Source organism: Alterirhizorhabdus solaris (assembly GCF_007785815.1).
GTDB lineage: Bacteria > Pseudomonadota > Alphaproteobacteria > Sphingomonadales > Sphingomonadaceae > Alterirhizorhabdus > Alterirhizorhabdus solaris.
The window spans coordinates 1-23,525 of the sequence record NZ_VNIM01000064.1 but is presented as its reverse complement, the minus strand read 5'-3'; the positions used below and the strand labels follow the sequence as shown (position 1 = coordinate 23,525).

At 69.3% G+C, this 23,525-nt stretch carries 23 protein-coding genes; 13 read left to right on the top strand and 10 right to left on the bottom strand.

What is annotated here, in order from left to right; all coding sequences use genetic code 11:
- On the bottom strand, positions 1-574 hold a 574-nt coding region (locus FOY91_RS14575; protein ID WP_238995717.1), incomplete at its 3' end, for a tetratricopeptide repeat protein.
- Positions 575-746: 172 nt separating this feature from the next.
- Here FOY91_RS14575 and FOY91_RS14570 point away from each other — a divergent pair.
- The 7 genes from FOY91_RS14570 to FOY91_RS14540 all read left to right on the top strand — a co-directional run bounded on the left by FOY91_RS14570 (position 747) and on the right by FOY91_RS14540 (position 10,158).
- Positions 747-1,661, top strand: coding sequence for a CPBP family intramembrane glutamic endopeptidase (locus FOY91_RS14570; RefSeq protein ID WP_238995715.1), 915 nt, complete (start codon positions 747-749; stop codon positions 1,659-1,661).
- Entirely contained in the window at positions 1,658-2,836 is a 1,179-nt protein-coding gene (locus FOY91_RS14565; RefSeq protein WP_145153441.1) for a TIR domain-containing protein, read from the top strand. The genes FOY91_RS14570 and FOY91_RS14565 overlap by 4 nt, the downstream gene beginning before the upstream one ends.
- 165 nt (positions 2,837-3,001) lie before the next feature.
- A complete protein-coding gene (locus FOY91_RS14560; protein WP_238995714.1) occupies positions 3,002-3,685 on the top strand; it encodes an OmpA family protein in 684 nt (227 codons plus the stop codon).
- Between the two features lie 225 nt (positions 3,686-3,910).
- Positions 3,911-6,430 (top strand): cyclic nucleotide-binding domain-containing protein, encoded by a 2,520-nt coding sequence (locus FOY91_RS14555; RefSeq protein ID WP_145153438.1) that lies wholly within the window; start codon positions 3,911-3,913, stop codon positions 6,428-6,430.
- A 1-nt stretch (position 6,431) separates the two neighbouring features.
- Positions 6,432-7,307 carry a hypothetical protein gene (locus tag FOY91_RS14550; RefSeq protein WP_145153436.1) on the top strand — a complete coding sequence of 292 codons (876 nt, stop codon included), beginning with the start codon at positions 6,432-6,434 and terminating at the stop codon, positions 7,305-7,307.
- Positions 7,308-7,314: 7 nt separating this feature from the next.
- Positions 7,315-9,144: a cytochrome c3 family protein gene (locus FOY91_RS14545; RefSeq protein ID WP_145153434.1), complete on the top strand. Its 1,830-nt coding sequence runs from the start codon at positions 7,315-7,317 to the stop codon at positions 9,142-9,144.
- Between the two features lie 162 nt (positions 9,145-9,306).
- Entirely contained in the window at positions 9,307-10,158 is an 852-nt protein-coding gene (locus FOY91_RS14540) for a phosphodiesterase (RefSeq protein WP_145153432.1), read from the top strand.
- Between the two features lie 3 nt (positions 10,159-10,161).
- Here the strand turns inward: FOY91_RS14540 and FOY91_RS14535 are convergent, their stop codons facing one another.
- The 8 genes from FOY91_RS14535 to FOY91_RS14500 all read right to left on the bottom strand — a co-directional run bounded on the left by FOY91_RS14535 (position 10,162) and on the right by FOY91_RS14500 (position 17,466).
- Complete coding sequence (locus FOY91_RS14535; RefSeq protein ID WP_145153430.1) at positions 10,162-10,521, bottom strand: hypothetical protein; 360 nt, start codon at positions 10,519-10,521, stop codon at positions 10,162-10,164.
- Between the two features lie 74 nt (positions 10,522-10,595).
- Positions 10,596-11,354, bottom strand: coding sequence for a phosphoadenylyl-sulfate reductase (locus FOY91_RS14530; RefSeq protein WP_145153428.1), 759 nt, complete (start codon positions 11,352-11,354; stop codon positions 10,596-10,598).
- Positions 11,347-11,772 (bottom strand): DUF934 domain-containing protein, encoded by a 426-nt coding sequence (locus tag FOY91_RS14525; protein ID WP_145153426.1) that lies wholly within the window; start codon positions 11,770-11,772, stop codon positions 11,347-11,349. Before FOY91_RS14525 ends, FOY91_RS14530 begins: the two co-directional genes overlap by 8 nt.
- Positions 11,765-13,399: a nitrite/sulfite reductase gene (locus FOY91_RS14520; protein ID WP_145153424.1), complete on the bottom strand. Its 1,635-nt coding sequence runs from the start codon at positions 13,397-13,399 to the stop codon at positions 11,765-11,767. Before FOY91_RS14520 ends, FOY91_RS14525 begins: the two co-directional genes overlap by 8 nt.
- Positions 13,399-13,695 carry a DUF2849 domain-containing protein gene (locus tag FOY91_RS14515; RefSeq protein WP_145153422.1) on the bottom strand — a complete coding sequence of 99 codons (297 nt, stop codon included), beginning with the start codon at positions 13,693-13,695 and terminating at the stop codon, positions 13,399-13,401. The genes FOY91_RS14520 and FOY91_RS14515 overlap by 1 nt, the downstream gene beginning before the upstream one ends.
- Entirely contained in the window at positions 13,692-14,480 is a 789-nt protein-coding gene (cobA, locus tag FOY91_RS14510) for a uroporphyrinogen-III C-methyltransferase (RefSeq protein ID WP_145153420.1), read from the bottom strand. Before cobA ends, FOY91_RS14515 begins: the two co-directional genes overlap by 4 nt.
- A 110-nt stretch (positions 14,481-14,590) precedes the next feature.
- Positions 14,591-16,036 (bottom strand): succinylglutamate-semialdehyde dehydrogenase, encoded by a 1,446-nt coding sequence (gene astD, locus FOY91_RS14505; protein ID WP_145153418.1) that lies wholly within the window; start codon positions 16,034-16,036, stop codon positions 14,591-14,593.
- Positions 16,036-17,466, bottom strand: coding sequence for a protein adenylyltransferase SelO family protein (locus FOY91_RS14500; RefSeq protein ID WP_145153416.1), 1,431 nt, complete (start codon positions 17,464-17,466; stop codon positions 16,036-16,038). The genes astD and FOY91_RS14500 overlap by 1 nt, the downstream gene beginning before the upstream one ends.
- 37 nt (positions 17,467-17,503) lie before the next feature.
- Here FOY91_RS14500 and FOY91_RS14495 point away from each other — a divergent pair, with 37 nt between their 5' ends.
- From FOY91_RS14495 to FOY91_RS14480, 4 genes are all read left to right on the top strand, one after another.
- Positions 17,504-18,370 carry an alpha/beta fold hydrolase gene (locus FOY91_RS14495; RefSeq protein ID WP_145153413.1) on the top strand — a complete coding sequence of 289 codons (867 nt, stop codon included), beginning with the start codon at positions 17,504-17,506 and terminating at the stop codon, positions 18,368-18,370.
- Positions 18,371-18,506: 136 nt separating this feature from the next.
- On the top strand, positions 18,507-19,649 hold the full coding sequence (locus FOY91_RS14490) for a glycosyltransferase family 4 protein (protein ID WP_145153449.1): 1,143 nt from the start codon (positions 18,507-18,509) through the stop codon (positions 19,647-19,649).
- Between the two features lie 64 nt (positions 19,650-19,713).
- A complete protein-coding gene (locus FOY91_RS14485) occupies positions 19,714-21,117 on the top strand; it encodes an NAD(P)H-dependent flavin oxidoreductase (protein WP_145153411.1) in 1,404 nt (467 codons plus the stop codon).
- A gap of 4 nt (positions 21,118-21,121) precedes the next feature.
- Entirely contained in the window at positions 21,122-21,823 is a 702-nt protein-coding gene (locus tag FOY91_RS14480) for a glutamine amidotransferase (protein WP_145153410.1), read from the top strand.
- Positions 21,824-22,047: 224 nt separating this feature from the next.
- On the opposite strand, the gene FOY91_RS14475 is transcribed toward FOY91_RS14480, so the two are convergent.
- Positions 22,048-22,335 carry a hypothetical protein gene (locus FOY91_RS14475; RefSeq protein WP_145153407.1) on the bottom strand — a complete coding sequence of 96 codons (288 nt, stop codon included), beginning with the start codon at positions 22,333-22,335 and terminating at the stop codon, positions 22,048-22,050.
- Positions 22,336-22,509: 174 nt separating this feature from the next.
- On the opposite strand from FOY91_RS14475, the gene FOY91_RS14470 reads away from it, so the two are divergent.
- Together FOY91_RS14470 and FOY91_RS14465 are read left to right on the top strand one after the other, a co-directional pair.
- Positions 22,510-22,995, top strand: coding sequence for an SH3 domain-containing protein (locus tag FOY91_RS14470; protein ID WP_338062090.1), 486 nt, complete (start codon positions 22,510-22,512; stop codon positions 22,993-22,995).
- A gap of 25 nt (positions 22,996-23,020) precedes the next feature.
- Positions 23,021-23,525 (top strand): prepilin peptidase (locus tag FOY91_RS14465; RefSeq protein ID WP_145153404.1); only part of this gene is annotated, 505 nt, incomplete at its 3' end.

The following is a 23,525-nucleotide window of genomic DNA, read 5'->3' as shown; positions in this document are numbered from 1 at the left end:
TCTCTCGCACGTTCTGCTCCCACGGCGCGCCCGGCGGCGTGTCCTTGAGCAGCGCGATCCAGTCGTCGATTGCACCCTTGTGGTCGCCGCCAAGGTCCTTCTTCACCGCGAGAAAGTAGCGCGCGCGCGGATCGGCCGGGTCGATCGCCAGCGCCTTGCGGAACGCCGCCTCCGCCTCGGCCGGCACATCGCCCTGGCCTGCCAGCGACAGCGCCTCGCCCAGCGCCGACCAGCCCTCGGCGTTCTTCGGGTCGGCCTGCGTGGCGCGGCGATAGGCGGCGGCGGCATCGGCGAATCGCTCGGTCCGGTAATAGGACCAGCCGAGCATCCGCCAGCCGGTGGCATCGCCGGGGTTCGCCTTCATCTTGGTTTCGAGCTGGGCGATCATCGCGGCGACGTCCGCCTGTTGCGCGGGCGCCGCACCGCCCGGCCCGGCGGCCGCCTCCGGCGCCTCCGGCGTACGCTGCCGCCAGATCGCCACACCCACCGCGACGAGCGCGATCAATGCCGCCGCGATCAGCGCGATCCGCGCGGGGGTGAGGCCGCTACCGACATGACGATCGACAGTCTCCACACGATGATCCGACCCCGCCATGCCGCTTCATGTCCCTCTTCGTCTCAATCGAGTTCCAGTCTAGCGGCGCGGCGCCAAGATGATAGAGTGGTGACGAGGGCAATGCGGACGGAACGACTTGGATCGGCGCGGGGGGCGCGGAGCCGGGTGCCGCGAACGGGGGAGAGACCGGGTGGCGGACGCGCATCGCAACCCTGCCGCATATCGCGCCGCCCCGGTGGCGGAGACCGGCGCGCGCGCGGAATGGCGCGCATTGCTGCTGCTGTTCTACGTGGTCGCCGGCGCATCGCTGATCGTTACTTCGGTCGAGCCGTTGACGCTTTCGCTGATGCGTCTGCTGGCCATCGCCGACTCCACCGACCTGACGTTCGAGATCTGCGCCCGGCTGGCACTGGGCGTCGCGCTGGTGATGCTCGCGCTGTCGGGCGCGTTGCTGGCGCGCGTGCGGTTGCCGCTGGGGGCGGGGCGGGCGGCGATCATCGCCACCGCGCTGCCCGCCGGCATCGTGGCGGTGGGGCTGGTGCTGGCGAGCGCATGGGCGGGCGGCGTGGCGATCGGCCGGTCGCACGCCGGCATCCCGGGCGCGGGCCTGTTCACGACGGGCGGCGCGCTGATCCTGCTCGGCGTGGTGGCGGAGGAACTTCTGCTGCGCGGGCTTCTCCAGCCGACGCTGGTGCGCTGCTGGGGGCCGGCGGCGGGCGTACTGGTGTGTTCGCTGGCATTCACCGTGATCCATATGGTCGGCGGGTGGGGGCACCCGCTCAGCCTGCTCAACATCCTGCTCGCGGGTATCTGGTTCGGCCTGCTGGCATGGCGCAGCGGCGGGCTGGTCGCCCCGATCCTTGCCCATTTCGGCTATAACTGGACCGAGGAGATGATCTTCGGCGCCTCACCCAACCCGGGGGTCGGCGCGTTCGGCTCGGTGGTCGATGTCGATCTCGTCGGATCGGCGATATGGGGCGGATCGAACGAAGGACTGAACGCGAGCCTTGCCGTCAGCCTCGTGCTGGTGGCGCTCATCATCCCGCTGGCGATGGCCATGCGGGCACGGACATCTTCAGGCGACGGGGCCACGGTACGACCATGAGCGACATCTTCGTTTCCCACGCGGCCGCCGACGTCGCGCGCGCCGCCGCCGTTGCCGAGGCGCTGCGCCGTGCCGGCCATGCCGTCGCCACCGGCCAGCGCGAGGAGGGCGAGGCGCCCGCGCGGCTCTCGCTGGTGCTGTGGTCGCGCGCGTCGGTGGACGACAATGCGGTGCTCGATCAGGCGGAGGCGGCCAACGCGCGCGGCGGCTATCTGGGCGTGCTGATCGACGAGGTGACGCTGCCGTTCGGCTTCGGCGGTTCCACCCCGGTCGATGTCGCACCGTTCCGCGAATCGGGCGAGGGCGGGCGCGCCACGCTGGTGCAGGCGGTCGGGACGTTCATGGCGACGGGGCAGGCGCCGGTCGCCGCCCTGCCGCCGCCGCCACCGCCGCCGGTCGATCGCAGCGGCACCCGCAAACTCGCCGCGCTGCTGGCGCTGCTGGTGGTGGTGTTCGGCGCGGTCGGCTGGTTCCTGTTCCGCAGCAACGCCCCCACCACGGGCGAACTGATCGAGGCGCAACTGGGCAAGACACCGTGCGCTTGGCTGCGCGTCGATCCGGTGCAGGATGGCAGCAACGGCACGCTGGGCCTCACCGGCGTGGCGGGCGATCCGGCGCAGGCGGGCGCCGCCGTGCTGGAGATCGCGCGCGCCGGCGAGATGGGCGTCACCCGCGTCTCCACCGACAAGGTGGCGCGGATCGACCCGCGCGAGTGTGCCGCGATCGACGAGCCGCGCAAGCTGCGCGCCAGCCCCGGCGGGCGGCTGCTGGTGACGGGCGAGCCGTTCGTGCTGGATACCGCGCTCACGCCGGCGCAGGCGCTGGCCCGCGTGCAGATCTCGCTTGATCCGGCGGACAGGTCGATGGCGCTGTTCGGGGTGGAGCCGTCGGGTGTCGTCACGTGGGTGCTGCCGGACAAGGCGTCGCTCGATGCGTTGAAGGGGGCGGATGTGGGCCTCACCAGCGCCGCGCCGAACCGCTACGAATTCTCGGTCTATCCCGATCACCTCGGCTGGACCGGGCTGTTCCTCGTCGTCGGCGCGCAGCCGCTGGCGGTGGCCAAGCCGCAGGGCACGGTGCAGTCCGCCCGCGAATTCGCCGCCACGCTGCGCAAGGCCACGGCGACGGGCAAGTGGGATGCGGACATGGTGTGGTTCCGCATCGATCCGAAATAACGCGGGCGTCGGCCAAGGAAAAAGCAATGTTTTGCGACGAGTGATACGCGTCACTGGCCGAATCATGTCTTGCGATTATCCACGATGCAGGCACCGGGGGCTTTGCCGGACCGGGCCGAAAGGTTTATCGTGGGGAAGACCCACAGTCGTTGGAAGGATAGTGAGATGAAGCTGCAGGTCGGCTTGAGCGTGCGGGGTCTCGCCCTGCTTGGATGTGCGGTCGTGATGGCAGCGCCGGCATCGGCCCAGCAGGCAGTGGCCGGGCAGGCGTCGGTCGGGCAATCGGGTGCGGACGAAGCGCAGTTCGCCTGCGATCTGGCCGGCGATTGCGATCCGGCGACCGGCGCCGCCGTGTCCGATCCCGCCGCGCCTGCCGCGACGCCGGGTCGCCCTGCGCCGCGTGGGTCGGCCACGCGCGGGTTCAGCTTCCGCCGCGGACAGGCCGACGGCGCGACGCCGGGACAGTCGGCCAGCGTCGCGGCCCCTGCGGCAGCACCCGCACGGCCGGTGCGGGTGGGCGGCGCCGATCTCGGCCTTACCTTCCTGCCCGCTTCCGCCGTGCTCACCGACGCATCGAAGGCGCGGCTGGATAAATATGCCGCCGCCCTGCAATTGCCCAAGCTGAGCGGGCGGCGGATGCGGATCGAGGGGCATACCGATGCCAGCGGCTCGCCCCGGGCCAATCAGGAGCTTTCGCAGCGCCGGGCGCAGGCGGTGGCCGATTATCTGGTGCAGGCCGGGGTCGATCGCCAGCGGCTCGACGTGGCGGGCTACGGCGCCAGCAAGCCCCTGCCCGGCGTCACCCCGCAGGCGACCGCCAATCGCCGGGTGATGGCGGTGCTTCTCTGAGCCGCACGGGCGGGGACGGCCATTCGCCTCCCGCCCGCCTCGCCCGAAGAGACCGGCATATATTTTTCGTTACGCACGGCATTTTGTCGGAACAACATCTCTGGCGAATAACGCGCAAGCTGATAAAGTAACGCCAGGGTCGCGCCGATGATGAAGGTCCACTGAACGGACCGAGCACTACCATGCCCGCCACAGGCGGGCCTGTCGGGGGATGAAGGGGGACCAGTGGCAGACGCCTATCGCATCGCCATCGTCGGCTCGGGGCCGGCCGGGGTGAGCGCGGCCGCGCGCGCGGCGCAGCTTGGCCTGTCGCATGTCCTGCTGGAAAAGACCGATCACCTTTCCGATACGATCTACAAGTATCAGAAGGGCAAGCACGTGATGGCGACGCCGAGCCAGCTCGTGCTGCGCTCGGACCTCGATTTCGACGCGGGCAAGCGCGAGAAGATCCTCGGCACATGGGACGAGCAGGCCGCCGCCGCCGGGATCAGCGTTCGGCTGAACGCCGAGGTGACGGCGATCACCGGCGTGCAGGGTGATTTCATCCTCACGCTGGCGGACAAGAGCCAGATCAGGGCCGAGAACATCATCCTGTCGATCGGCACGCAGGGTAACCCCAATCTGTTGCGCGTGCCGGGCGGCCACCTGCCGCACGTCCAGTATCAGCTCGACGATCCCGGCGAATATGTCGACGAGCATATCCTCGTCATCGGCGCGGGCGATGCGGGCATCGAGAATGCGGTCGGCCTCGCCACCGATCCGGCGCAGCGCAACGTGGTGACGATCCTCAATCGCACCGCCGATTTCAGCCGCGCCAAGGATGCCAACGTGAAGGGCCTGTTCGCCATGCGCGACGCCGGCCGGCTGACCGTGATGCCCGAGACGGCGCCGAACAAGGTGGAGCCGGGCTACGTCACGCTGGATACCCGCGATGGCGAGGCGCGCATCCGCTGCGACCGCATCATCGCGCGCATGGGGTCGGCCGCGCCGCGCGGCTTCGTCGAAAGCTGCGGCGCGGAGATGGTGGATCTTGAGGTCAAGGGCCGCGACGGCACCATGTCGATCCGCAAGGGGCCGAAGCCCGGCACCGGCATCGTCTTCTCCAGCCCCGACCGGGAGGCCTACCCCAAGCTGTCGCCGCAGTTCGAGAGCGCGGTGCCCGGCATCTACGTGATCGGCGCGCTGGCGGGCTACCCGCTCATCAAGCACTGCATGAACCAGGGCTATGACGCGGTCGAGTTCATCAACGGCAACACCGAGCTGAAACCGGCCGACGAGCCGATCCTGGAAAACCGCTTCAAGAACATGCCGCGCAGGCGCAGCGTGGACGACTGGCTCGGCTTTCTGGGCGACAATGTCGAGATCCTCGGCGGCCTGTCGCCGTTGCAGATGCGCGAGTTCATGCTCGATTCGGACGTGCGCGCCTATCGCATCGGCGAGACGGTGTTCGAGAAGGACGAACCCGGCTCGTCGCTGTTCGCCATCGCGTCCGGTTCGGTCGAGGTGAGCCTGCCGAACGGCAAGGGCATCCGCATCCCGCGCGGCTCCATCTTCGGCGAGGTCGGGCTGATCTCCGGCCGCCGGCGCGGCGCCACCATCCGCGCGGCCGAGGATTCGCTGCTGGTCGAGATCAGCCGCACTGCCGCGCTGAAGCTGATGGCGCAGGTGCCGTCCGCCAAGCGCGTGGTGAACCGCATCTCCACCGAGCGGCAGCTGCTCCAGATGTTCGGATCGGGCCTGACGCCCGAGGATCTGCGCGAGGTGACCGACAGCGCCGAGATCATGACGGTGCGCGCGGGCCAGGCGGTCATCAAGGAGAACGATACCGACACCGACATCTACGTGGTGCGCGTCGGATCGATGGTCGTGGAGAAGTCGATCGGCGGCAAGCCTGTGTTCCTCTCCTATCTGCCCGCCGGCTCCTATGTGGGCGAGATGGCGGTGATCGACGGCGCGCCACGATCCGCCACGGTGCGCGCGGCGATCAAGTCCGAGGTCATCAAGCTGAGTGGCGAGGCGTTCCGCCGCCTGATCGACGCCAAGCCCGACCTGTTCGACAAGGCGAAGAAGGACATGGCCGGGCGGCAGGACCTGAACGCCTTCGTGGAGGCCAAGAAGGACAGCTTCTCCACGGTGGTCGACATGTATTCGTCCATCGCCAACTTCCTCGTCGACAACGGCATCGGCGAGGCGACCGACGTGCTGCTGATCGACGAGAACCTGTGCGTCGGCTGCGATAATTGCGAAAAGGCCTGCGCCGACAGCCATGAAGGTTTGAGCCGGCTCGATCGCGAGGCGGGGCGCACCTATGCCCACCTCCACGTCCCCACCTCGTGCCGGCATTGCGAGCATCCGCACTGCATGGCCGATTGCCCGCCCAACGCGATCCACCGCGGGCCGGACGGCGAGGTGTTCATCGACGACAGCTGCATCGGCTGCGGCAACTGCCAGCGCAATTGCCCCTATGGCGTGATCCGCATGGACAAGGTGCCGCCCAAGAAGCCGGGGCTATTGAGCTGGCTGCTGTTCGGCGCCGGGCCGGGGCCGGGCGAGCCGGACAAGAAATGGTCGTACAAGCACGCCGATCCGGGTGTGGAAAAGCCCAAGAAGGCGATCAAGTGCGACATGTGCTCGGGCATCGAGGGTGGCCCCGCCTGCGTGCGCGCCTGCCCCACCGGGGCGGCGATCCGCGTGTCGCCGGAACGCTTCCTCACCGTTTCCAAACTAGAGAAGGGGGACGCCTGAGGTGGCTGCACGGGGGGTACAGCAACTCAAGCAGGTCACGTCGCAGCATGAGGGGTTCCTGCGTCATGCCGGCTTCCGCTGGCTGAAGATCGCGCTGACCGTCTCGCTGCTGGCGATCGTGATCTATGCGTTCGACGATGTGCGGCCGCGCCCCAACGGCGGCAGCGCCTATGGCTATTTCCTCGGCACCGTCGGCCTGCTGCTGATCCTGTGGCTGACGATGCTTGGGGTGCGCAAGCGGGCGATGACGCGCGGGCGGTGGTCGCTGAAGTCGTGGACGTCGGCGCATGTCTATCTCGGCCTGGCGCTGATCGTGATCGGTACGCTGCACACCGGCTTCCAGTTCGGCTGGAACGTCCACACGCTCGCCTACGTGCTGATGATGCTGGTGATCCTGTCGGGCATCTACGGCATCACCGCCTATGCCGCGCTCCCCCGCGCGCTCAGCAACAACCGCGGCGAGACGACGCAGACGCAGATGCTCGACAACCTGCGGATGATCGACCGCCAGCTCCACGATGCGGCGCAACCGCTCGACCACCGCCACGCCGAAATGGTGCGGATGAGCCTGGACGACGACCCGTTCGGCGGCGGCGCCTGGGCGCGGCTCACCGGCCGCTATCCGCGCTGCGGCACGCGCCGCGCGCAGGCGGCGGTGCGGGCCGAGACGGGGCCGAACCCGGCGATCGGTGACGACCCGCTCGAAAAGATCGACGTGTTGCTGGAACGCAAGGAGGCGAACCTCGCCCGGATGCGCCAGCATCTGCGGCTGAAGGCGCTGCTGGAGGTGTGGCTCTACGTCCATGTCCCGCTGACGTTCGCCCTGATCGCGGCGCTGTTCGCGCATGTCTTCGCCGTCTTCTTCTACTGGGGTTGAGGCGGTCATGAGCTTTATCGTCCGCCAGATCAGCCGCACCGCCGACGGGCGCGAGATCATCCGGCCGCGCACGTTCGACCAGCCCGAACTCAGCATCGGCCGCAATACCGGATGCGACATCCACCTGCCCGATCTGGCGGTGACGCTGAACCATGCGACGATCCGCCAGACCGGCCCGTCACGCGCGGAGATCGTCGCGGTCGCCGGCCTGCCGTTCGACGTGGACGGCCGCTCCACCGAGCGGGCTGATCTGGATGCGCAGCGCGGCGCCAACATCCGCATCGGCGCGCACGTGATCGCCGTTTCCCGCGATGCCGAGGCGGACGCGATCGTCCTCACCGTCGAGCGGGTCGGCGCCGTTTCCGATGCCTCGGAAGTCATTGATGAGGACCGGGCCTTTTCGCTCGGCTCCGCGCTGCCCGGCAAGCGGGTGATGGCGTGGAGCTTCATCGGACTGGTGCTGGCCGTGTTCCTCGCCTGGCCGCTGTGGAGCTTCTACACCAACAGTCAGGCGGCCGACCCGACGGGGCCGCGCCCGATCGCCTTCCACGCCGACGAGATGTGGAGCACGGGCAAACTCTCGCAGGCGCACGCCCAGCTGGAGAACGACTGCAAGGCCTGCCACGTACAGCCCGGCGTGGCGGTGCGCGATAGTTCGTGCGTCGCCTGCCACGATACGCTGCACGACCATGCCGACCCGGCCCGGCTGGCGGCCGCCCGGTTCGAGCCGGGGGCCGGCGGCAAGGCGCAACTGGCGTTCAAGAGCGCGTTCAACGTGCCCGAGGGGCGCTGCGTCGATTGCCATACCGAGCATGAGGGCGCGACGGCGATGCCGGTGACCGAGCAGAAATTCTGTTCGGATTGCCACGCCGACCTGAAGGCGCGGCTGACCGATACCGCCATCCTCAACGCCTCCGATTTCGGCACCGATCACCCACAGTTCCGCCCGGCCGTCCGCACCAGCGCGATGCCGCCGGTGGTGCAGCGGCTGTCGCTGGATGCGCGGCCGATCGAGGACAACGGGCTGAAATTCCCGCACAACGTCCATCTCTCCACCACCAACGGCGTCGCGCGGATGGCGCAGACGATGCAGGTGGAGTTCGGATTCGGCAAATCGCTGGCCTGCGCGGATTGCCACGTGCCCGATCCGTCCGGCACGCGCTTCCGCCCGATCACGATGGAGCAGAATTGCCAGATGTGCCACTCGCTCGCCTTCGACAAGATCGAGGGCACGGTGCGCACGCTGCGCCACGGGGACCCGAAGCAGGTGGTGGCCGATCTGCGCGCCTTCTATCGCTCGACCGGGCCGGTGCAGCCGATCAATCTCGGCGGCAACGCCCGGCGGCGGCCCGGCGATTTCGCAGCGCAGGCGACGTCGGCGCGGTTCAGCTTCGCCTCCGCCACCCGCTACGGCCGTGCCGACCCGGCGATCCGCGCGACCTTCTCCGAGGGCGGGGTCTGCTTCGAGTGTCACAAGGTCGTGGCGCCTTCGCAGTCGGGCACGGGCACCTTCGGCATCGTGCCCGTGAAGCTGCCCGATCGCTATATGCGCAAGGGCTGGTTCGATCATGCCGCGCACCAGACCGAGACGTGTGTGAGTTGCCACGCCGCGCCCACCTCGGCCAGCGCGGGCGATCTGCTGCTGCCCAAGATCGAGAGCTGCCGCACCTGCCACGGCGGCGAGACCGCCCACAAGGAGGTGAAGTCGTCCTGCGCGATGTGCCACGATTTCCACCGCGACGATGCCGCCCCGCTGATGGTACGCGACAGTCGCGAGCGGGGCAAAAGGGTCGACAACGGGCGCGCGCTGAAGGCGATCCGGCGTCAGGACGGTTGAGCGGCGTTCCGTCGTCTGCGGTGTCGCGCATCACGACCTGTGTTTTCGATCACTGCCTTTTAGGGACTCTGTGGCAAAGCCGATGGCTCGGGCTTGACGGTGGCCCGGCCGCGCCCGCACTTCCGCGGACGGGGTGGTCTTGACGGGGGTGTCGGCAGCCACATGCTGATCGCGCAGATTACCGACATGCATCTCGGCTTCGATCCGGATAATCCCGCCGAATTCAACCGCAAGCGGCTGGACAAGGTCTTGCAGGCCCTGAACGACCTCGACCGCGTGCCAGACCTGTTGCTCGCGACGGGTGATCTCGTCGAATATGGCGACGTCGATTCGTACCGCCGGTTGAAGCGCGCCTTTGCCGCCTGTCGTTTCCCGGTGCATCTGGCGATGGGCAACCACGATGTGCGTGCCAGCTTCGCCACCGTGTTCCCCGACACGCCGGTGATGGCCGGCGGCTTCGTGCAATATGCGTTCGACCACGGGCCGCTGCGCTTCGTCGTGCTCGATACGCTGGAGGAGGGGCGCCACGGCGGCAGCTTTTGCGAGGCGCGTGCGGCATGGCTGCGCGAGACACTGGCGGCGGCGCCCGATCGCCCGACCGTGATCGTGCTGCACCATCCGCCGATCGAAACCGGCATCGCCTGGATGACGACCGACCCGCAGGAGCCGTGGGTGATCCGGCTTGAGACGGCGCTGGCGGGGCAGGGGCAGGTGATCGGCATGGTCTGCGGTCACATCCACCGCGCGATCGTGACCGGATGGAAGGGAAGGCCGCTGGCGGTGTGCCCGTCCACCGCGCCGCAGGTGGCGTTGACGTTGGCCCCGCTCGACCCGCAGGTACCGGACGGGCGGCCGATGATCGTGGCGGACGCACCCGGCTTCGCGCTGCATTACTGGAACGGCGACGGCCTGGTCACCCATTTCGAGACGGCGGACGAGCATGTCGCGCTGGCCCGGTTCGATGCCGCGATGCAGCCGCTGGTCGAACTGCTGATCGGCGAGCGCCCGGCCTGAGCCTCAGCTCTCGCGCAGCCAGGCGAGGCAGCCGCGCTGGTAGGACCAGGTGAAGTCCATGCACTGCGCGCTTTCCCGCACATGGCGGGCGGCGGCGAAGCGGAAGCCCAGATCATAGTCCGAACAGTCGTCGCACGCATCGGCGATGCGCGCGTAACGGGCCATCTCCGGGTTGGCATCGGCATAGGCGGCGGGGCCGGTCGCGTTGTCGGCCGGGTCGAGGCCGCTTGCCTCATAGGGCTGTCCGGCAACGGTGTTCGTCGGGGGCGGGGCCATGCCGGCGATCGTCGCATTGCCGCCGAACAGGCCGAGCGCGGCACCGGCCACCACGGTGAGGGCCAACTGAAGATGGAGCGGTCGCATCGCCGTATCCCTGCCCGTAACGATATGGCGAGAACAGGCGCGCGTGGGGGAGGTTCCGCTCCTGCCCGCCCCCGTCAGAAGATCGGGTCGTTCTCGCCCGGCACGTCGGAATGGATGCCGCACTCCACCTTGTCCCACCCGCGCCAGCGGCCCGAGCGCGGGTCCTCGCCCGGCTTCACGATGCTGGTGCACGGCGCGCAGCCGATCGAGAGATAGCCCTGCGCTTCCAGTGGATGGCGCGGCAGGTCGTGCGCCAGGAAATAGCCGTCCAGATCCGCCTTGGTCCAGCTGGCGAGCGGGTTCATCTTCATCCGCCCGTCCTCCAGCTCGAAGCGGGGCAGACCGGCGCGGGTGCTGGCCTGAAAGCCCTTGCGCCCGGTGATCGAGGTATCGAACCCGGCCAGCGCCCTGGCCAGCGGGATGACCTTGCGGATCTCGCAGCAGCCATCGGGGTCGTAGGACCAGCGCAGCCCCGTCTCGTCGCGCGCGGCGAGCATGGCGGGGTCCGGCTGCAACGAGCGCAGATCGGTCAGGCCGAGCCGGGCGACCAGCGTGTCGCGATAGGCGAGCGTCTCGGGAAACAGCTTTAGCGTGTCGAGCAGCAGGACCGGCACAGACGGGTCGATGCTGCCGACCAGATGCAACAGCACGGCCGATTCGGCGCCGAACGAGGACACCACGGCGGCATCGCCCGCCAGCCGCTCGGTCAGCACCGCGCGCAGCATGTCGGCGGTGTCGACTCCGGCGAAGCGCGCGTTGAGCGCCGCCACGTCCGCCGCAGTGAAGCGGGGGCGGGCGTCGATGGTGTCGACGATCCGCGCCGTCTCAGCCATGACGGCGCCGCCAGACCGGCGTGCGCGCATCGGCCGCCTTCTGATAGACGTCGTCGTAGCGGCCGAGCGCGCGCTCGAGCGCGTCGAGATCGATAGCGGCCTCGGGTGCGAAGGCATCGAAGCCGCAGCGGCGCATCAGCGGGATCTGGTCGACCAGCACGTCGCCCTGCGCGCGCAGTTCGCCGGTGAAACCGGCCTCGCGCAGGATGCGGGCGGCGGAAAAGCCGCGCCCGTCGCGGAACTTGGGGAAGGAAACCTCGACCAGCGCCAGCTGCCCGAGATGCGGGATCAGCGCCCGCGCGTCCTCATCCGACTCGAGCCGCACGGCGGTGGCGTTGGTCTGGCCGAGGAACGCGTCGAGCGTGACGGCCGGCTCCTCGTGGCGCTCGTCTTCGCGGTAGCGCAGCAACTCACCCATAGATCGCCTCCTTGAACGGGGCCAGCCCTACGCGGCGATAGGTATCGAGGAAGCGCTCGCCCTCGGTGCGCAGGCCGCGATAGGTCTCGACGGCCTTTTCGACGGCATCGACGACGCCGTCCTCGTTGAAACCGGGGCCGATGATCTTCGCCAGGCTCGTATCCTCCGCCGCCGACCCGCCGAACGAAAGCTGGTAGTTTTCCTCGCCCTTCCTGTCGACGCCGAGGATGCCGATGTGGCCGGCATGATGGTGGCCGCAGGCGTTGATGCAGCCGGAGATCTTGAGTTTCAGTTCGCCCACGTCACGCTGGCGATCGAGGTCGGCGAAACGACCGGCGATCTTCTGCGCCAGCGGGATCGAGCGGGCATTGGCGAGGCTGCAGTAATCCAGGCCGGGGCAGGCGATGATGTCGCTGATGAGATCGAGGTTGGGCGTCGCCAGCCCGGCCCCTTCCAGCGCCTGCCAGATGGTGTGCAGGTCACGCTTGCGAACATGCGGCAACACGATGTTCTGCGCGTGGGTGACGCGCAGTTCGTCATGCCCGTACTTGTCGGCGAGGTCGGCCATCAGGTCGATCTGGTCGGCCGAGGCATCGCCGGGGATACCCTCGGCCGGCTTGAGGCTGATCGTGACGACGGCATAGCCCGGCTGCTTGTGCGCCGACACGTTCTGGTCGATCCACAGCGTGAAATCGGGGTCGGTGCGATCCACCGTGTCCGGCAGGTCGGCATCATAGGCGGGCGGGGCGAAGTAACCCGCGATCCGCTCGAACTCGCTGGCGGGCGGATCGAGGCCGAGCGTCTTCACATGCGCCCACTCCTCCTCCACCTGACGGGCATATTCCGCCGCGCCGATCTCGTGGACGAGGATCTTGATCCGCGCCTTGTACATGTTGTCGCGCCGACCGTAGCGATTGTACACGCGCAGGCAGGATTCGACGTAGCTGAGCAGGTCGCCCTTCGGCAGCCACTCGCGGATCACCGGCGCGATCATCGGCGTGCGGCCCATGCCGCCGCCGGCGAACAGGCGGAAACCCACCTCGCCCGCATCGTTGCGGTACAGTTGCAGCCCGATATCGTGCAGCTTCACCGCCGCGCGATCCTCCTCGGCGCCGATCACCGCGATCTTGAACTTGCGCGGCAGATAGCTGAACTCGGGGTGGAAGGTGCTCCACTGGCGCAGCAGCTCGGCCCACGGGCGCGGATCCTCCACCTCGTCGGCGGCGGCACCGGCGAACTGGTCGGACGAGATATTGCGGATGCAGTTGCCGCTCGTCTGGATGGCGTGCATTTCCACGGTCGCCAGCTCGGCGAGAATGTCGGGCGCCTGATCCAGCTTGATCCAGTTGTACTGGATGTTCTGGCGGGTGGTGAAGTGCCCGTACCCCTTGTCGTACTTGCGTGCGATCGTGGCGAGCATGTGCATCTGCCGCGCGTCCATCGTGCCGTAGGGCACTGCCACGCGCAGCATGTAGGCGTGAAGCTGGAGGTACAGGCCGTTCATCAGCCGCAGCGGCTTGAACTGGTCCTCGCTCATCTCGCCCGAGATGCGGCGGTTCACCTGATCGCGGAACTCCCCGACGCGGGCATCGACGATCGCCTGATCGTATTCGTCATACTTGTACATCAGATCACCCATTCGCCGCGGTTGGCATCGGCCGGACGGACGCCCAGATCGGGGCGCACGGTGGGGCCGGCAGCGCGGATACGGTCCTTGATATGCGCTGGGCGCGGGCCATCGGCAGTGGCGGTGGCGTCGATCACATAGGGTGAGTTCACCCGTCGCGCGGCTTCCTCGGTGGCGGCGATCGATTCGCCCGCATGGCCGGCATCCACCGCATCGGCGACATGACGCGACCAGCCGTCGCCGGTCCACCAGACGACGTCGCCCGACTCCAGATCGTTTCCGGTTACCAGTTTCACGCGATTTGCTCCGCTTGGGCGACCAGCGTCGCCAGTCGATCCCGCGCATCGGAGAGCAGGACGACCTCGCCCACGACGATGATCGCCGGGCTGACGACGCGCTCGCGTTCCACCATATCGCCCAGATCCGCAAGCAGAGTCCGCATCGCGCGGGCACCTTCCAGCGTGCCGCGTTCCAGCACGGCCACCGCCATGCCGGGGGAAACCCCGTCCGCCATCAGTTTTTCGGCGATCAGCCCGGCACACGAAACGCCCATGTAGATCACCAGCGTGCGGCCGACACCGGCCAGCCCCGCCCAGTCCTGCTCCGCCAGCCCCTGGCACTGGCCGGCGACGAAGCTGACCGCGCTCGACCAGTCGCGATGGGTGAGCGGCAGCATCGCCTCGGCAGCGCAGCCGAGCGCGGAGGAGACGCCGGGCACCACGTCCACCCGCAGGCCGGCGGCGCGCACCGCCTCCACCTCCTCGCCGCCGCGACCGAACACGAACGGATCGCCGCCCTTCAGCCGCACGACGATCGATCCGGCGCGGACGTGGGCGATGATGAGCGCGTTGATCGCCTCCTGCGGCAGCGTATGTCGGCTGCGCTTCTTGGCGACCGAAATGCGCTGCGCATGGGCCGGGGCATGATCCAGCACGCGCATGTCGATCAGCCCGTCATGGACGACCACGTCGGCCTGGTTCAGCGCCGCCACGGCGTTGAGCGTGAGCAGGCCGGGATCGCCCGGGCCGGCACCGACAAGGATGACGCGCCCGCGCGCGTGGGGATCGAGCAGCGATGTCATGCAGGCGAAATGGGCGTTCGGGCGCCCGGGTGCAATCCAGCGATGCTTGGGCGGGGGCTAGCGAAAGTTTCCGCTCCGGCGATCGGGCAGGCGCAGGTGCCGCCCCCGCCTCATGCGTCGCGCAGCCCCACGCCGATCGTGGCGCGCGCCTGATCCGCCTCGGTGGAGACGACCGGGAAGGCGCAGTAATCGGCGGCGTAATAGGCACTGGGGCGGTGATTGCCGGAGAGGCCGACGCCGCCGAACGGCGCCTTGGAGGAGGCGCCGTTGGTCGGCCGGTTCCAGTTGACGATGCCGGCGCGGATGTTCGCCCAGAAGCGGTCGTACAGTTCGGGCGCACCGCCCACCAGCGCGGCGGACAGGCCGTAGCGGGTGGCGTTGGCCTCGGCGATGGCGGCATCGAAATCGGCCACGCGGATCATCTGGAGGACAGGGCCGAAGATCTCCTCGTCCGATCGGTTGGCCACGCCCGTCACGTCGATCAGCGCGGGCGACAGGAACGGGCGGTTCGCTTCCGGCCGCTGGAGGTGGCGGATCGCGCGGCCGCCGCGCAGGATGAGGTCGAGGAAGCGTTCCTCGACCATGTTGGCGGCGGCGTTGTCGATCACCGGCCCCATGAACGGGGTGGGGCTGGCGTGCGGCCCGCCGACGATGATGCGGCCGAGCAGCTTGCAGATCTCGTCCACCAGCGGCTGGTGCGCGCCGTCGCGCACGATCAGCCGGCGCGCGGCGGTGCAACGCTGCCCGGCCGACAGATAGGCGGACTGAACGACGATGACGGCGGCCGAGTGGATGTCGGGCGTGTCCCACACCACGATGGGGTTGTTGCCGCCCAGTTCCAGCGCGAGCAGGCGGTTGGGCGTCTCGGCGAACTGGCGGTGCAGCGCCATGCCGGCGCGGGCGGAACCGGTGAACAGCAGCCCGTCAAGCCCCGGCTCGGCCGCCAGCGCGGCGCCCTCCGCCGCGCCGCCGGGCAGGAAGCGGGCGACGCCGGGGGGCACGCCCGCCTCGTGCAGGCAGGCGATCAGCATCTGGCCGGTGGCCGGCGTCTTTTCCGACGGCTTGAAGACGATCGCGTTGCCCGCGATCAGTGCCGGCACGATATGGCCGTTGGGCAGGTGGGCCGGGAAGTTGAACGGGCCGAGCACCGCCAGCACGCCGTGCGGCTTGTGGCGCACGGCGGTGCGCGCGCCCATCGCGCCTTCCAGCCGGCGCTGCGGCGTGCGCTCGGCATAGGCGGACACCGAAATGTCCACCTTGGCGACGACGCTCTCCACCTCGGTGCGCGCCTCCCACAGCGGCTTGCCGGTCTCGCGCGCGATCAGGTCGGCGAACGGCTCGGCGCGGGTGCGGACGACGTTGGCGAAGCGGCGCAGCGTCTCGATCCGCACGGCGAGCGGGCGGGAAGCCCAGTCCGGCCAGGCGGCGCGGGCGATCGCCACTTCCTGTGCCGGGTTGCCCGGTACGCCGCGCCACAGTTCCACACCGGTGGCCGGTTCCGTGGAGACGATCTCGCCGGTCGTGGTCACCGGCGGTTTCTCGGCTGCGGCCTGCATCACTCGCCCTCCGTCTTCGCGGCGCCGCCCCGCATGGCCTCGCCCATCCGCCTTATCGCGGCAACCTTGGCGTCGAACCGGGTCCAGTCGTCATCGGCGGCGATGGGCGCCCAGATCGCCTCGACTTCTTCGATATGCAGCGCGCACGGCGCCGGATCGGACCAGTAGGGGTGGTCGGTGGCGGCCGCACTCTCGAACCCGCCGATCGTCATGGCGAACTGCGCGAAGGCGTCGCCGTCGTAGCGATGCCCCCCTGGGTTCCGCAGCCGGCCACCGCGCCAGTCGAAGAAGAAACGGTCGAGCGTCATCTCGCCGCCGGCCGGCGCGCCCTCGGTCAGCGCCGTCTCGATCGCGGCGAGCAGCGCCAGATCGGCCTGCTCGTCCCGCGGACGGATGCCGAGCCGGGCGAACACCGCATCGCGGAACGCCGCCTCGAATTCGGCGGGAAACGTCTCCAGCGCGGGCACCAGCGCTTCCGGCTCCACCAGCGTGCGCAAGGCGATCGCCAGCTGCACCACGTCCCAATGGATCGCCTGCGCCTGCCGGCCGAACGAATACAGCCCCTGATGGTCGAAATAGGCGGCGGTGAAGGCCGGATCCCAGTTCTTCGCGAACCGCCACGGGCCGTAGTCGAAACTTTCCAGCGTGATGTTGATGTTGTCGCTGTTCAGCACGCCGTGGACGAAGCCAGCCGCCATGTAATCCGCCGCCAGCCGCGCCGCCCTCGGCACGACGCGGGCGATCAGCTGCCCGGCCGGATCGTCACCGGGCGTCTCGCCGTAAAGCTCGCGCAGCACATAGTCGACGAGCCGCGCCATGCTCTCGCCGTCCTTCCGCGCGGCGAGCCGCTGGAACGTGCCGATGCGGACATGGCCGTGGCTCAGCCGCACCATCACCGCCGAGCGGGTGGGGGAGGGCTCGTCACCCCGGTGCAGCGCCTCGCCCGTCTCGATCAGCGAAAATGTCTTGGAGGTCTCGACGCCCAGCGCCTCCAGCATTTCGGTCGCCAGCACCTCGCGGACGCCGCCCTTGAGCGTCAGGCGGCCGTCGCCCGCGCGGCTCCACGGTGTCTGGCCCGATCCCTTGGTGCCCAGATCGAGCAGCCGCCCCGTGCCGTCGCGCAGCTGCGCGAACAGGAAGCCGCGACCATCGCCCAGATCGGGGTTGTACACGCGGAACTGGTGGCCGTGATAACGCAGCGCCAGCGGCGTATCGAGGCTGCCCGGCAGCGGCTTGAAACGGCCGAAGTGCGAGAGCCACGCCGCATCGTCCAGCGAGTCGAGGCCGACCGCCTTGTCCCATCGGTCGTTGCGGAAGCGCGGAATCGTCGCGGGGAAGTCGGCGGGGGCCACGCGATCGTAGAAGGCGTCGCCCAGCGACAGGACGCGCGCCTCGGGCTGGAAGACGGTTGCTTGCGGGGCGATGGTCATGCGGCGATATGGGGCGTGGCAGGCAAAGGACGCAAGCATGGCGGCGTGGCGCGAGGACTATTGGTGGTCGAAAGACGGGCTGCGGCTGCATTATCGCGATTATCCGGGCGATTCCGCGCGCCCGCCGATCCTGTGCATCCCCGGCCTTACCCGCAACGCGCGTGATTTCGCCGATACGGCGGCGCGGCTGGCGGGCGAGTGGCGGCTGATCTGCGTCGATCTGCGCGGGCGTGGCGGAAGCGCCTATGCCAAGGATCCGATGACCTACGTGCCGCTGGTGTACCTCCAGGATCTGGAGGCGCTGCTCGCCGAACTGGCGCTGCCGAAGGTGGTGCTGTTCGGCACCTCGCTGGGCGGCATGCTGACCGCGCTGCTCGCCTCGCGCGGGCGGGAGCGGATCGCGGGCGCGCTGCTCAACGATGTCGGGCCGGTGCTCGATCCGGCGGGGCTGACGCGCATCCGCACCTATGTCGGCAAGAACGGCAGCTTCCCGACATGGCTGCACGCCGCCCGCAGCATCGCCGAGGTGCAGGGCGCCGCGCATCCGGGCTTCACCATCGAGGACTGGCTGGCGATGGCCAAGCGGCTGTGCCGGATCACCCCGGCCGGTCGCATCGTCTTCGATTACGACATGAAGGTGGCCGAGCCGCTGCGGGTGCCGGGCGGCGAATCGGGGTTCGACATGTGGCCTGCGTTCGAGAGCCTGGCCGGCATCCCCACGACGCTGCTGCGCGGCGAACTGTCCGACCTGCTCGATACCGACTGCGCCGCCCGGATGGAGCAGCGGCTGACCGGGCTGGAACTGGTGACGGTGCCCGGGATCGGCCATACGCCCACCCTGTCCGAGCCGGAGAGCGTCGCTGCCATCGACCGGCTGCTGGCGCGCGTGCTGGCGGCGGGCTGACGATCGCCGCCGGATCGTTCAGGCCGGGCATGGCCCTGGGGCAGGGGAGTCGTCCTGCCCGATGCCGCTGCCATGTCCGTCGTCCGGCGGCGCCGGGGTTTCGGAAATCTTCACCCCGCTCGGGCAGGGCGGGGGGATGACGCCGGTCCGCATCCTCCACGCCCACTCCACCTTCACGCTGGGCGGCAAGGAAGCGCGCGCCGTGCGGCTGATGAACGCCTTCGGCGACACGGCGCGGCATACGATCCTGAGCGCGGTGCCGGGCGCGCTGGCCGCCCGCGCCGCGATCGCCCCCGGCATCGTGGTGGACTTCCCCGACGATGCGCCTTCGCTGGCGGGCAAGCCGGCGCCGGGGCGCTATTGGCGGCTGGCGCGCTACATGGCCGGGTTCGATCTGGTGCTGACCTATAACTGGGGGGCGATGGATGCGGTGATGGCGCACCGCCTGCTCGGGGCTGCGATGCGGCTGCCGCCGCTGATCCACCACGAAGACGGGTTCAACGCCGACGAGGCGGTGCGGCAGAAGCCGAAGCGCATCGCCTTCCGCCGGCTTGGCCTGCCGACGGCGCACCGCGTGGTGGTGCCGTCCGAGCGGCTGGAACGGGTGGCGCGGGAGGTGTGGCGCCAGCCGCCGGGCCGGATCGCACGGATCGCCAACGGCGTGCCCGTGGCAGGGGCCGCTGCCCCGCCCCGGGCGGATGCGATCCCCGGCTTCGCCCGCCGCCCCGGCGAGGTGGTGGTCGGCACGCTGGCGGGCCTGCGGGCGGTGAAGAACCTGCCGCGCCTCGTCCGTGCCTTCGCCGCCGCCACCCCGGCGATGCCGCCCGCCCGGCTGGTGATCGCTGGCGAGGGGCCGGAACGCGATGCGATCCTGGCGGAGGCGGCGCGGTGCGGCGTGGCGGACCGGCTGGTGCTGCCCGGCTTCCTGCCCGATCCGCAGGGCTGTGTCGGCCTGTTCGACATCTTCGCGCTCTCCTCCGACAGCGAACAGTTCCCGATCTCGCTGATCGAGGCGATGGCCGCCGGCCTGCCCGCCGTCTCCACCGACGTGGGCGACGTGGCGGCGATGGTATCCGCCGAAAACCGCCCGTTCGTGGCGGCGGACGAGCGCGGGCTGGGTGGGGCGCTGGCCCGGCTGCTGGGCGACGCGGCGCTGCGGCAGGCGGTGGGGGCGGCCAATCGCGCAAAGGCGCTGGCGTGTTTCGACGAGGAGCGTATGATCGCCGACTACCGCGCGCTCTATGCGGGTGCGCTTGGCAGGCCAGCGGCGCTGGGCTGATTTTGCGCGCAATCCATCGCGCTATCGCCTAAGGCCGTCGCTGATTTTTGTCTGGAGGACGGGCTTGTTCAAGGGTGTGCGACCGATCGTCTATGGCGGCCGGGAGGTTTGGCCACTGATCGAGGGCGGCAAGGGCGTCGCCGTCTCGAACCACCTGAGTTCGGGCGCGTGGGCCGCTGCCGGCGGGATCGGCACGGTGTCGGCGGTGAATGCCGACAGCTACGATCCCGAGGGCAAGATCATCCCGCAGGTCTATCACGCGCTCACCCGGCGCGAGCGCCACGAGGAGCTGATCGACTATGCCATCGAGGGCGCGGTGGAGCAGGTGCGTCGCGCCTACGACATCGCCGGCGGCAAGGGTGCGATCAACATCAACGTGCTGTGGGAGATGGGCGGCGCCCAGCGCATCCTGGAAGGCGTGCTGGAGCGCACCAAGGGGATGATCGCGGGCGTCACCTGCGGTGCGGGCATGCCCTATCGCCTGTCCGAGATCGCGGCGGCGCATCAGGTGAGCTACCTGCCGATCATCAGCTCCGCCCGCGCGTTCCGCGCGCTGTGGAAGCGGGCCTATTCCAAGGCGTCGGAATGGCTGGCGGCGGTCGTGTACGAGGATCCGTGGCTGGCCGGCGGGCACAACGGCCTGTCCAATGCGGAGGATCCGCTCAAGCCGCAGGATCCGTATCCGCGCGTGAAGGCGCTGCGCGAGACGATGCGCGAGGGCGGCATCAGCGACGACGTGCCGATCGTGATGGCCGGCGGCGTGTGGGCGCTGCGCGAGTGGGACAACTGGATCGACAATCCGGAGCTGGGCACGATCGCCTTCCAGTTCGGCACGCGCCCGCTGCTGACCCGCGAAAGCCCGATCCCCGAGGACTGGAAGAGCCGGCTGATGACGTTGCAGGAAGGCGACGTGCTGCTCCATCGCTTCTCGCCGACCGGCTTCTATTCGTCGGCGGTGCGTAACCCGTTCCTGCGTAACCTTGAGGCGCGGTCCGAACGGCAGATCGCTTTCTCCGGCGAGGCGGCGGGCGACCATCAGTATCAGCTCGACGTGGGCGTGAAGGGCAAGAGCTTTTGGGTGACGCGCGGCGACCTGCTGCGTGCGCGCGAATGGCATGGCCTGGGCTTCGTCAACGCGCTGAAGACGCCGGACAATACCCTGGTGTTCGTGACGCCGGAGGAGATGAAGATCGTCCGCAAGGATCAGGCCGATTGCATGGGCTGCCTCAGCCAGTGTGGTTTCTCGTCCTGGGCGGATGCCGAGGGCAATTCGACCGGGCGGCTGGCCGATCCGCGCAGCTTCTGCATCCAGAAGACGTTGCAGGATATCGCGCACGGCGGCCCGATCGAGGAAAACCTCATGTTCGCCGGCCATTCCGCCTTCCGTTTCCGGCAGGATCCGTTCTACTCGAACGGTTTCGTGCCGACGGTGAAGCAGCTCGTCGATCGCATCCTGACCGGCGACTGAGGCGATGGCGACCGCGCTGGTGATCCGCCACACGCCCTATGAGGGCATCGCCGGCTTTCGCGCGCCGGTGGAGGCGGCCGGCTATGTGATCGACCGGATCGACGTGACCGATCCGGCCTTCCCGACGCTCGATCTCGTCTCGCCCGATCTGGTGGTGATGATGGGCGGGCCGATGGGCGTGTACGAGACCGACGTCCACCCGTGGATCGGCCACGAGATCGAGCGGCTGGCCGAACGGCTGGCGGCGGACCGGCCGACGCTGGGCGTATGCCTCGGCGCGCAGATGATCGCGGCGGCGCTGGGCAGCCGGGTGTATCCGGGGCCGGTGAAGGAAGTGGGCTTCGGCCCCGTCACGCTCAATCCGGCCGGGCTGGCCTCGCCGGTGCGCCATATCGACGGCGTGCCGGTGCTGCACTGGCATGGCGATACGTTCGACCTGCCGGACGGGGTGGACCTGCTGGCCTCCAGCACGGCCTATCCGCATCAGGCGTTTCGTCGCGGCCGGCGCCTGCTGGCGTTGCAGTGCCACCCGGAGATGGGACTGGACCCGCGCTTCGACGCGTGGCTGGAAGGATCGGACGACTATCTGGCGGAAGCCGGCACCGACGCCATGCGGATGCGCGCTGACCACGACCGGCTGGGCGCCACCGCCACCGCGGCGGGACGGCGGATGATCGCAGCGTGGCTAGAGGAACTGGCTGGCTGACGGGGGAGCGGTCTTGAGACCCGACGCTCGAATCTGACACCGCCGGTTCGTCAGCAAGATGCCCTGTGGCGAACGGAGCCGGGACAAGCTGAAACCCAAGGGCACCGCGCCGCTTGATACCCTTCGGGTGGGGAGGCCGGTTTAGCCAGCTTTTCCAAAGCGTCCGCTTACGAAAAAACCCGCCAGCCTTGCGGCGGGCGGGTTTCCGTAAGTCTGAACGCGGCTTACTTGTAGCGGCGATATCCGCGCTTATCGATCGTGTACTTGCGGCCACGATTGTCGCGGTAGGTCTTCTTGTTCTTCGAGAGCGCAGTTACCGCCAGTCCGGCACCGGCGCCGAGCAGTGCTCCGTTACCGGTCGAAAGGCCTGGAATGACCGCACCGGCAACCGCGCCGCCAGCGCCGCCAATGGCGCCGCCCTTGAGCAACTCGCCGGCGCTCTGCGCATTGGCTGGCACGGCGAATGCCATCGACATGGCGGCCAAACCTGCAAACAGACCGAGATTCTTCATGGCTTTTCGCTCCAAACGCTGAACTGGTGCCGGTCCAACGGCGTGCCCGGCAAGAGGTTCCCTGCCCGTAACGGTTCGTCGCGTTCGGGCGACGTTCCGATGACGGTAAGGATACCCCCGCCGGCCGAACCGCTCTAAGAGCTGTGCCGAGGGACGGATGAACGGGCGGGCGGCATGCAGACGATGAGGATGGCGGGCTGGATGGCGGTGCTGGCGCTGCTGGCGCCGGCGGCGGTGAACGCCCAGAAGGTGAAGCAGACGCCCTATTGGGCCTCGATCTCGGCGGCCAAGGCACGAATGCGGACCGGGCCGGGTGCGAACTTTCCGGCCAACTGGGAATATGTTCGTGCCGACATGCCGTTGCGCGTGGTGCAGGTCCACAAGGAATGGCGCAAGGTACGCGACCCGGACGGAGGCGAGGGCTGGATGCGGTCGTTCCTGCTGAGCGAACAGCGCACCGCGATCGTACGCGGCGACATCGCCCTGTTGCGCGCCGCGCCGGACGCGGGCGCGAAGATCAACTGGCGGGTCGAGCCGGGTGTCGTCGGCCGCATCTCCCACTGTGCCTCGGGTTGGTGCGAGTTCGACGTGCATGGCCGCGCTGGCTACATCGAGGCGAACCGCATTTGGGGCATCGATCCGGGCGAGGCGATCGACTGACCGGCAGACCGGCCCGGACCGGCCCATGACGCCGTGGAGCGGCCTTGCACCCGCATGGGGCTGGGCGCTGGCCGGCGCGGTGCTCGGGGCGATCGTCGGTAGCTATCTGGCCACCATCGTGGTGCGCTGGCCGCGCGGCGAGGCGGCGCGCGGGCGATCGCGCTGCGACGGCTGCGACCGCGTGCTGCGGCCTCTGGAACTGGTGCCGCTTTTCTCCTTCGTCGTCGCCCGCGGGCGCTGTGGCGCGTGTGGCGGTCGGATCGACCGGCGACATCCGGCCATCGAGGCGCTGGCGGCGGTGGTGGGCGCGGCCGCGTTCGGCCTCGCGCCCGGGCCGGCGGGGCTGGCCGGGGCAATGGCCGGCTGGCTGCTGATCGCGCTGGCGGCATTGGACCTCGATCATTTCTGGCTGCCGGACCGGCTGACCGCCACGCTCGCCGCGCTCGGCCTCGCCACCGGCCTCGCGGGGGTGCTGCCCGCCCTGCCGGACCGGCTGATCGGCGGTGCAGCGGGTTTCCTCATGCTTGCCC

Bases quoted from the DNA above. Each gene is read 5' to 3' on its own strand.
- FOY91_RS14565 (WP_145153441.1), top strand. From the start codon at position 1,658: ATGAGCGACATCTTCGTTTCCCACGCGGCCGCCGACGTCGCGCGCGCC.
- FOY91_RS14560 (WP_238995714.1), top strand. From the start codon at position 3,002: ATGAAGCTGCAGGTCGGCTTGAGCGTGCGGGGTCTCGCCCTGCTTGGA.
- FOY91_RS14545 (WP_145153434.1), top strand. From the start codon at position 7,315: ATGAGCTTTATCGTCCGCCAGATCAGCCGCACCGCCGACGGGCGCGAG.
- FOY91_RS14540 (WP_145153432.1), top strand. From the start codon at position 9,307: ATGCTGATCGCGCAGATTACCGACATGCATCTCGGCTTCGATCCGGAT.
- FOY91_RS14535 (WP_145153430.1), bottom strand. From the start codon at position 10,521: ATGCGACCGCTCCATCTTCAGTTGGCCCTCACCGTGGTGGCCGGTGCC.
- FOY91_RS14530 (WP_145153428.1), bottom strand. From the start codon at position 11,354: ATGGCTGAGACGGCGCGGATCGTCGACACCATCGACGCCCGCCCCCGC.
- FOY91_RS14525 (WP_145153426.1), bottom strand. From the start codon at position 11,772: ATGGGTGAGTTGCTGCGCTACCGCGAAGACGAGCGCCACGAGGAGCCG.
- FOY91_RS14520 (WP_145153424.1), bottom strand. From the start codon at position 13,399: ATGTACAAGTATGACGAATACGATCAGGCGATCGTCGATGCCCGCGTC.
- cobA (WP_145153420.1), bottom strand. From the start codon at position 14,480: ATGACATCGCTGCTCGATCCCCACGCGCGCGGGCGCGTCATCCTTGTC.
- astD (WP_145153418.1), bottom strand. From the start codon at position 16,036: ATGCAGGCCGCAGCCGAGAAACCGCCGGTGACCACGACCGGCGAGATC.
- FOY91_RS14500 (WP_145153416.1), bottom strand. From the start codon at position 17,466: ATGACCATCGCCCCGCAAGCAACCGTCTTCCAGCCCGAGGCGCGCGTC.
- FOY91_RS14495 (WP_145153413.1), top strand. From the start codon at position 17,504: ATGGCGGCGTGGCGCGAGGACTATTGGTGGTCGAAAGACGGGCTGCGG.
- FOY91_RS14490 (WP_145153449.1), top strand. From the start codon at position 18,507: ATGACGCCGGTCCGCATCCTCCACGCCCACTCCACCTTCACGCTGGGC.
- FOY91_RS14480 (WP_145153410.1), top strand. From the start codon at position 21,122: ATGGCGACCGCGCTGGTGATCCGCCACACGCCCTATGAGGGCATCGCC.
- FOY91_RS14475 (WP_145153407.1), bottom strand. From the start codon at position 22,335: ATGAAGAATCTCGGTCTGTTTGCAGGTTTGGCCGCCATGTCGATGGCA.
- FOY91_RS14470 (WP_338062090.1), top strand. From the start codon at position 22,510: ATGCAGACGATGAGGATGGCGGGCTGGATGGCGGTGCTGGCGCTGCTG.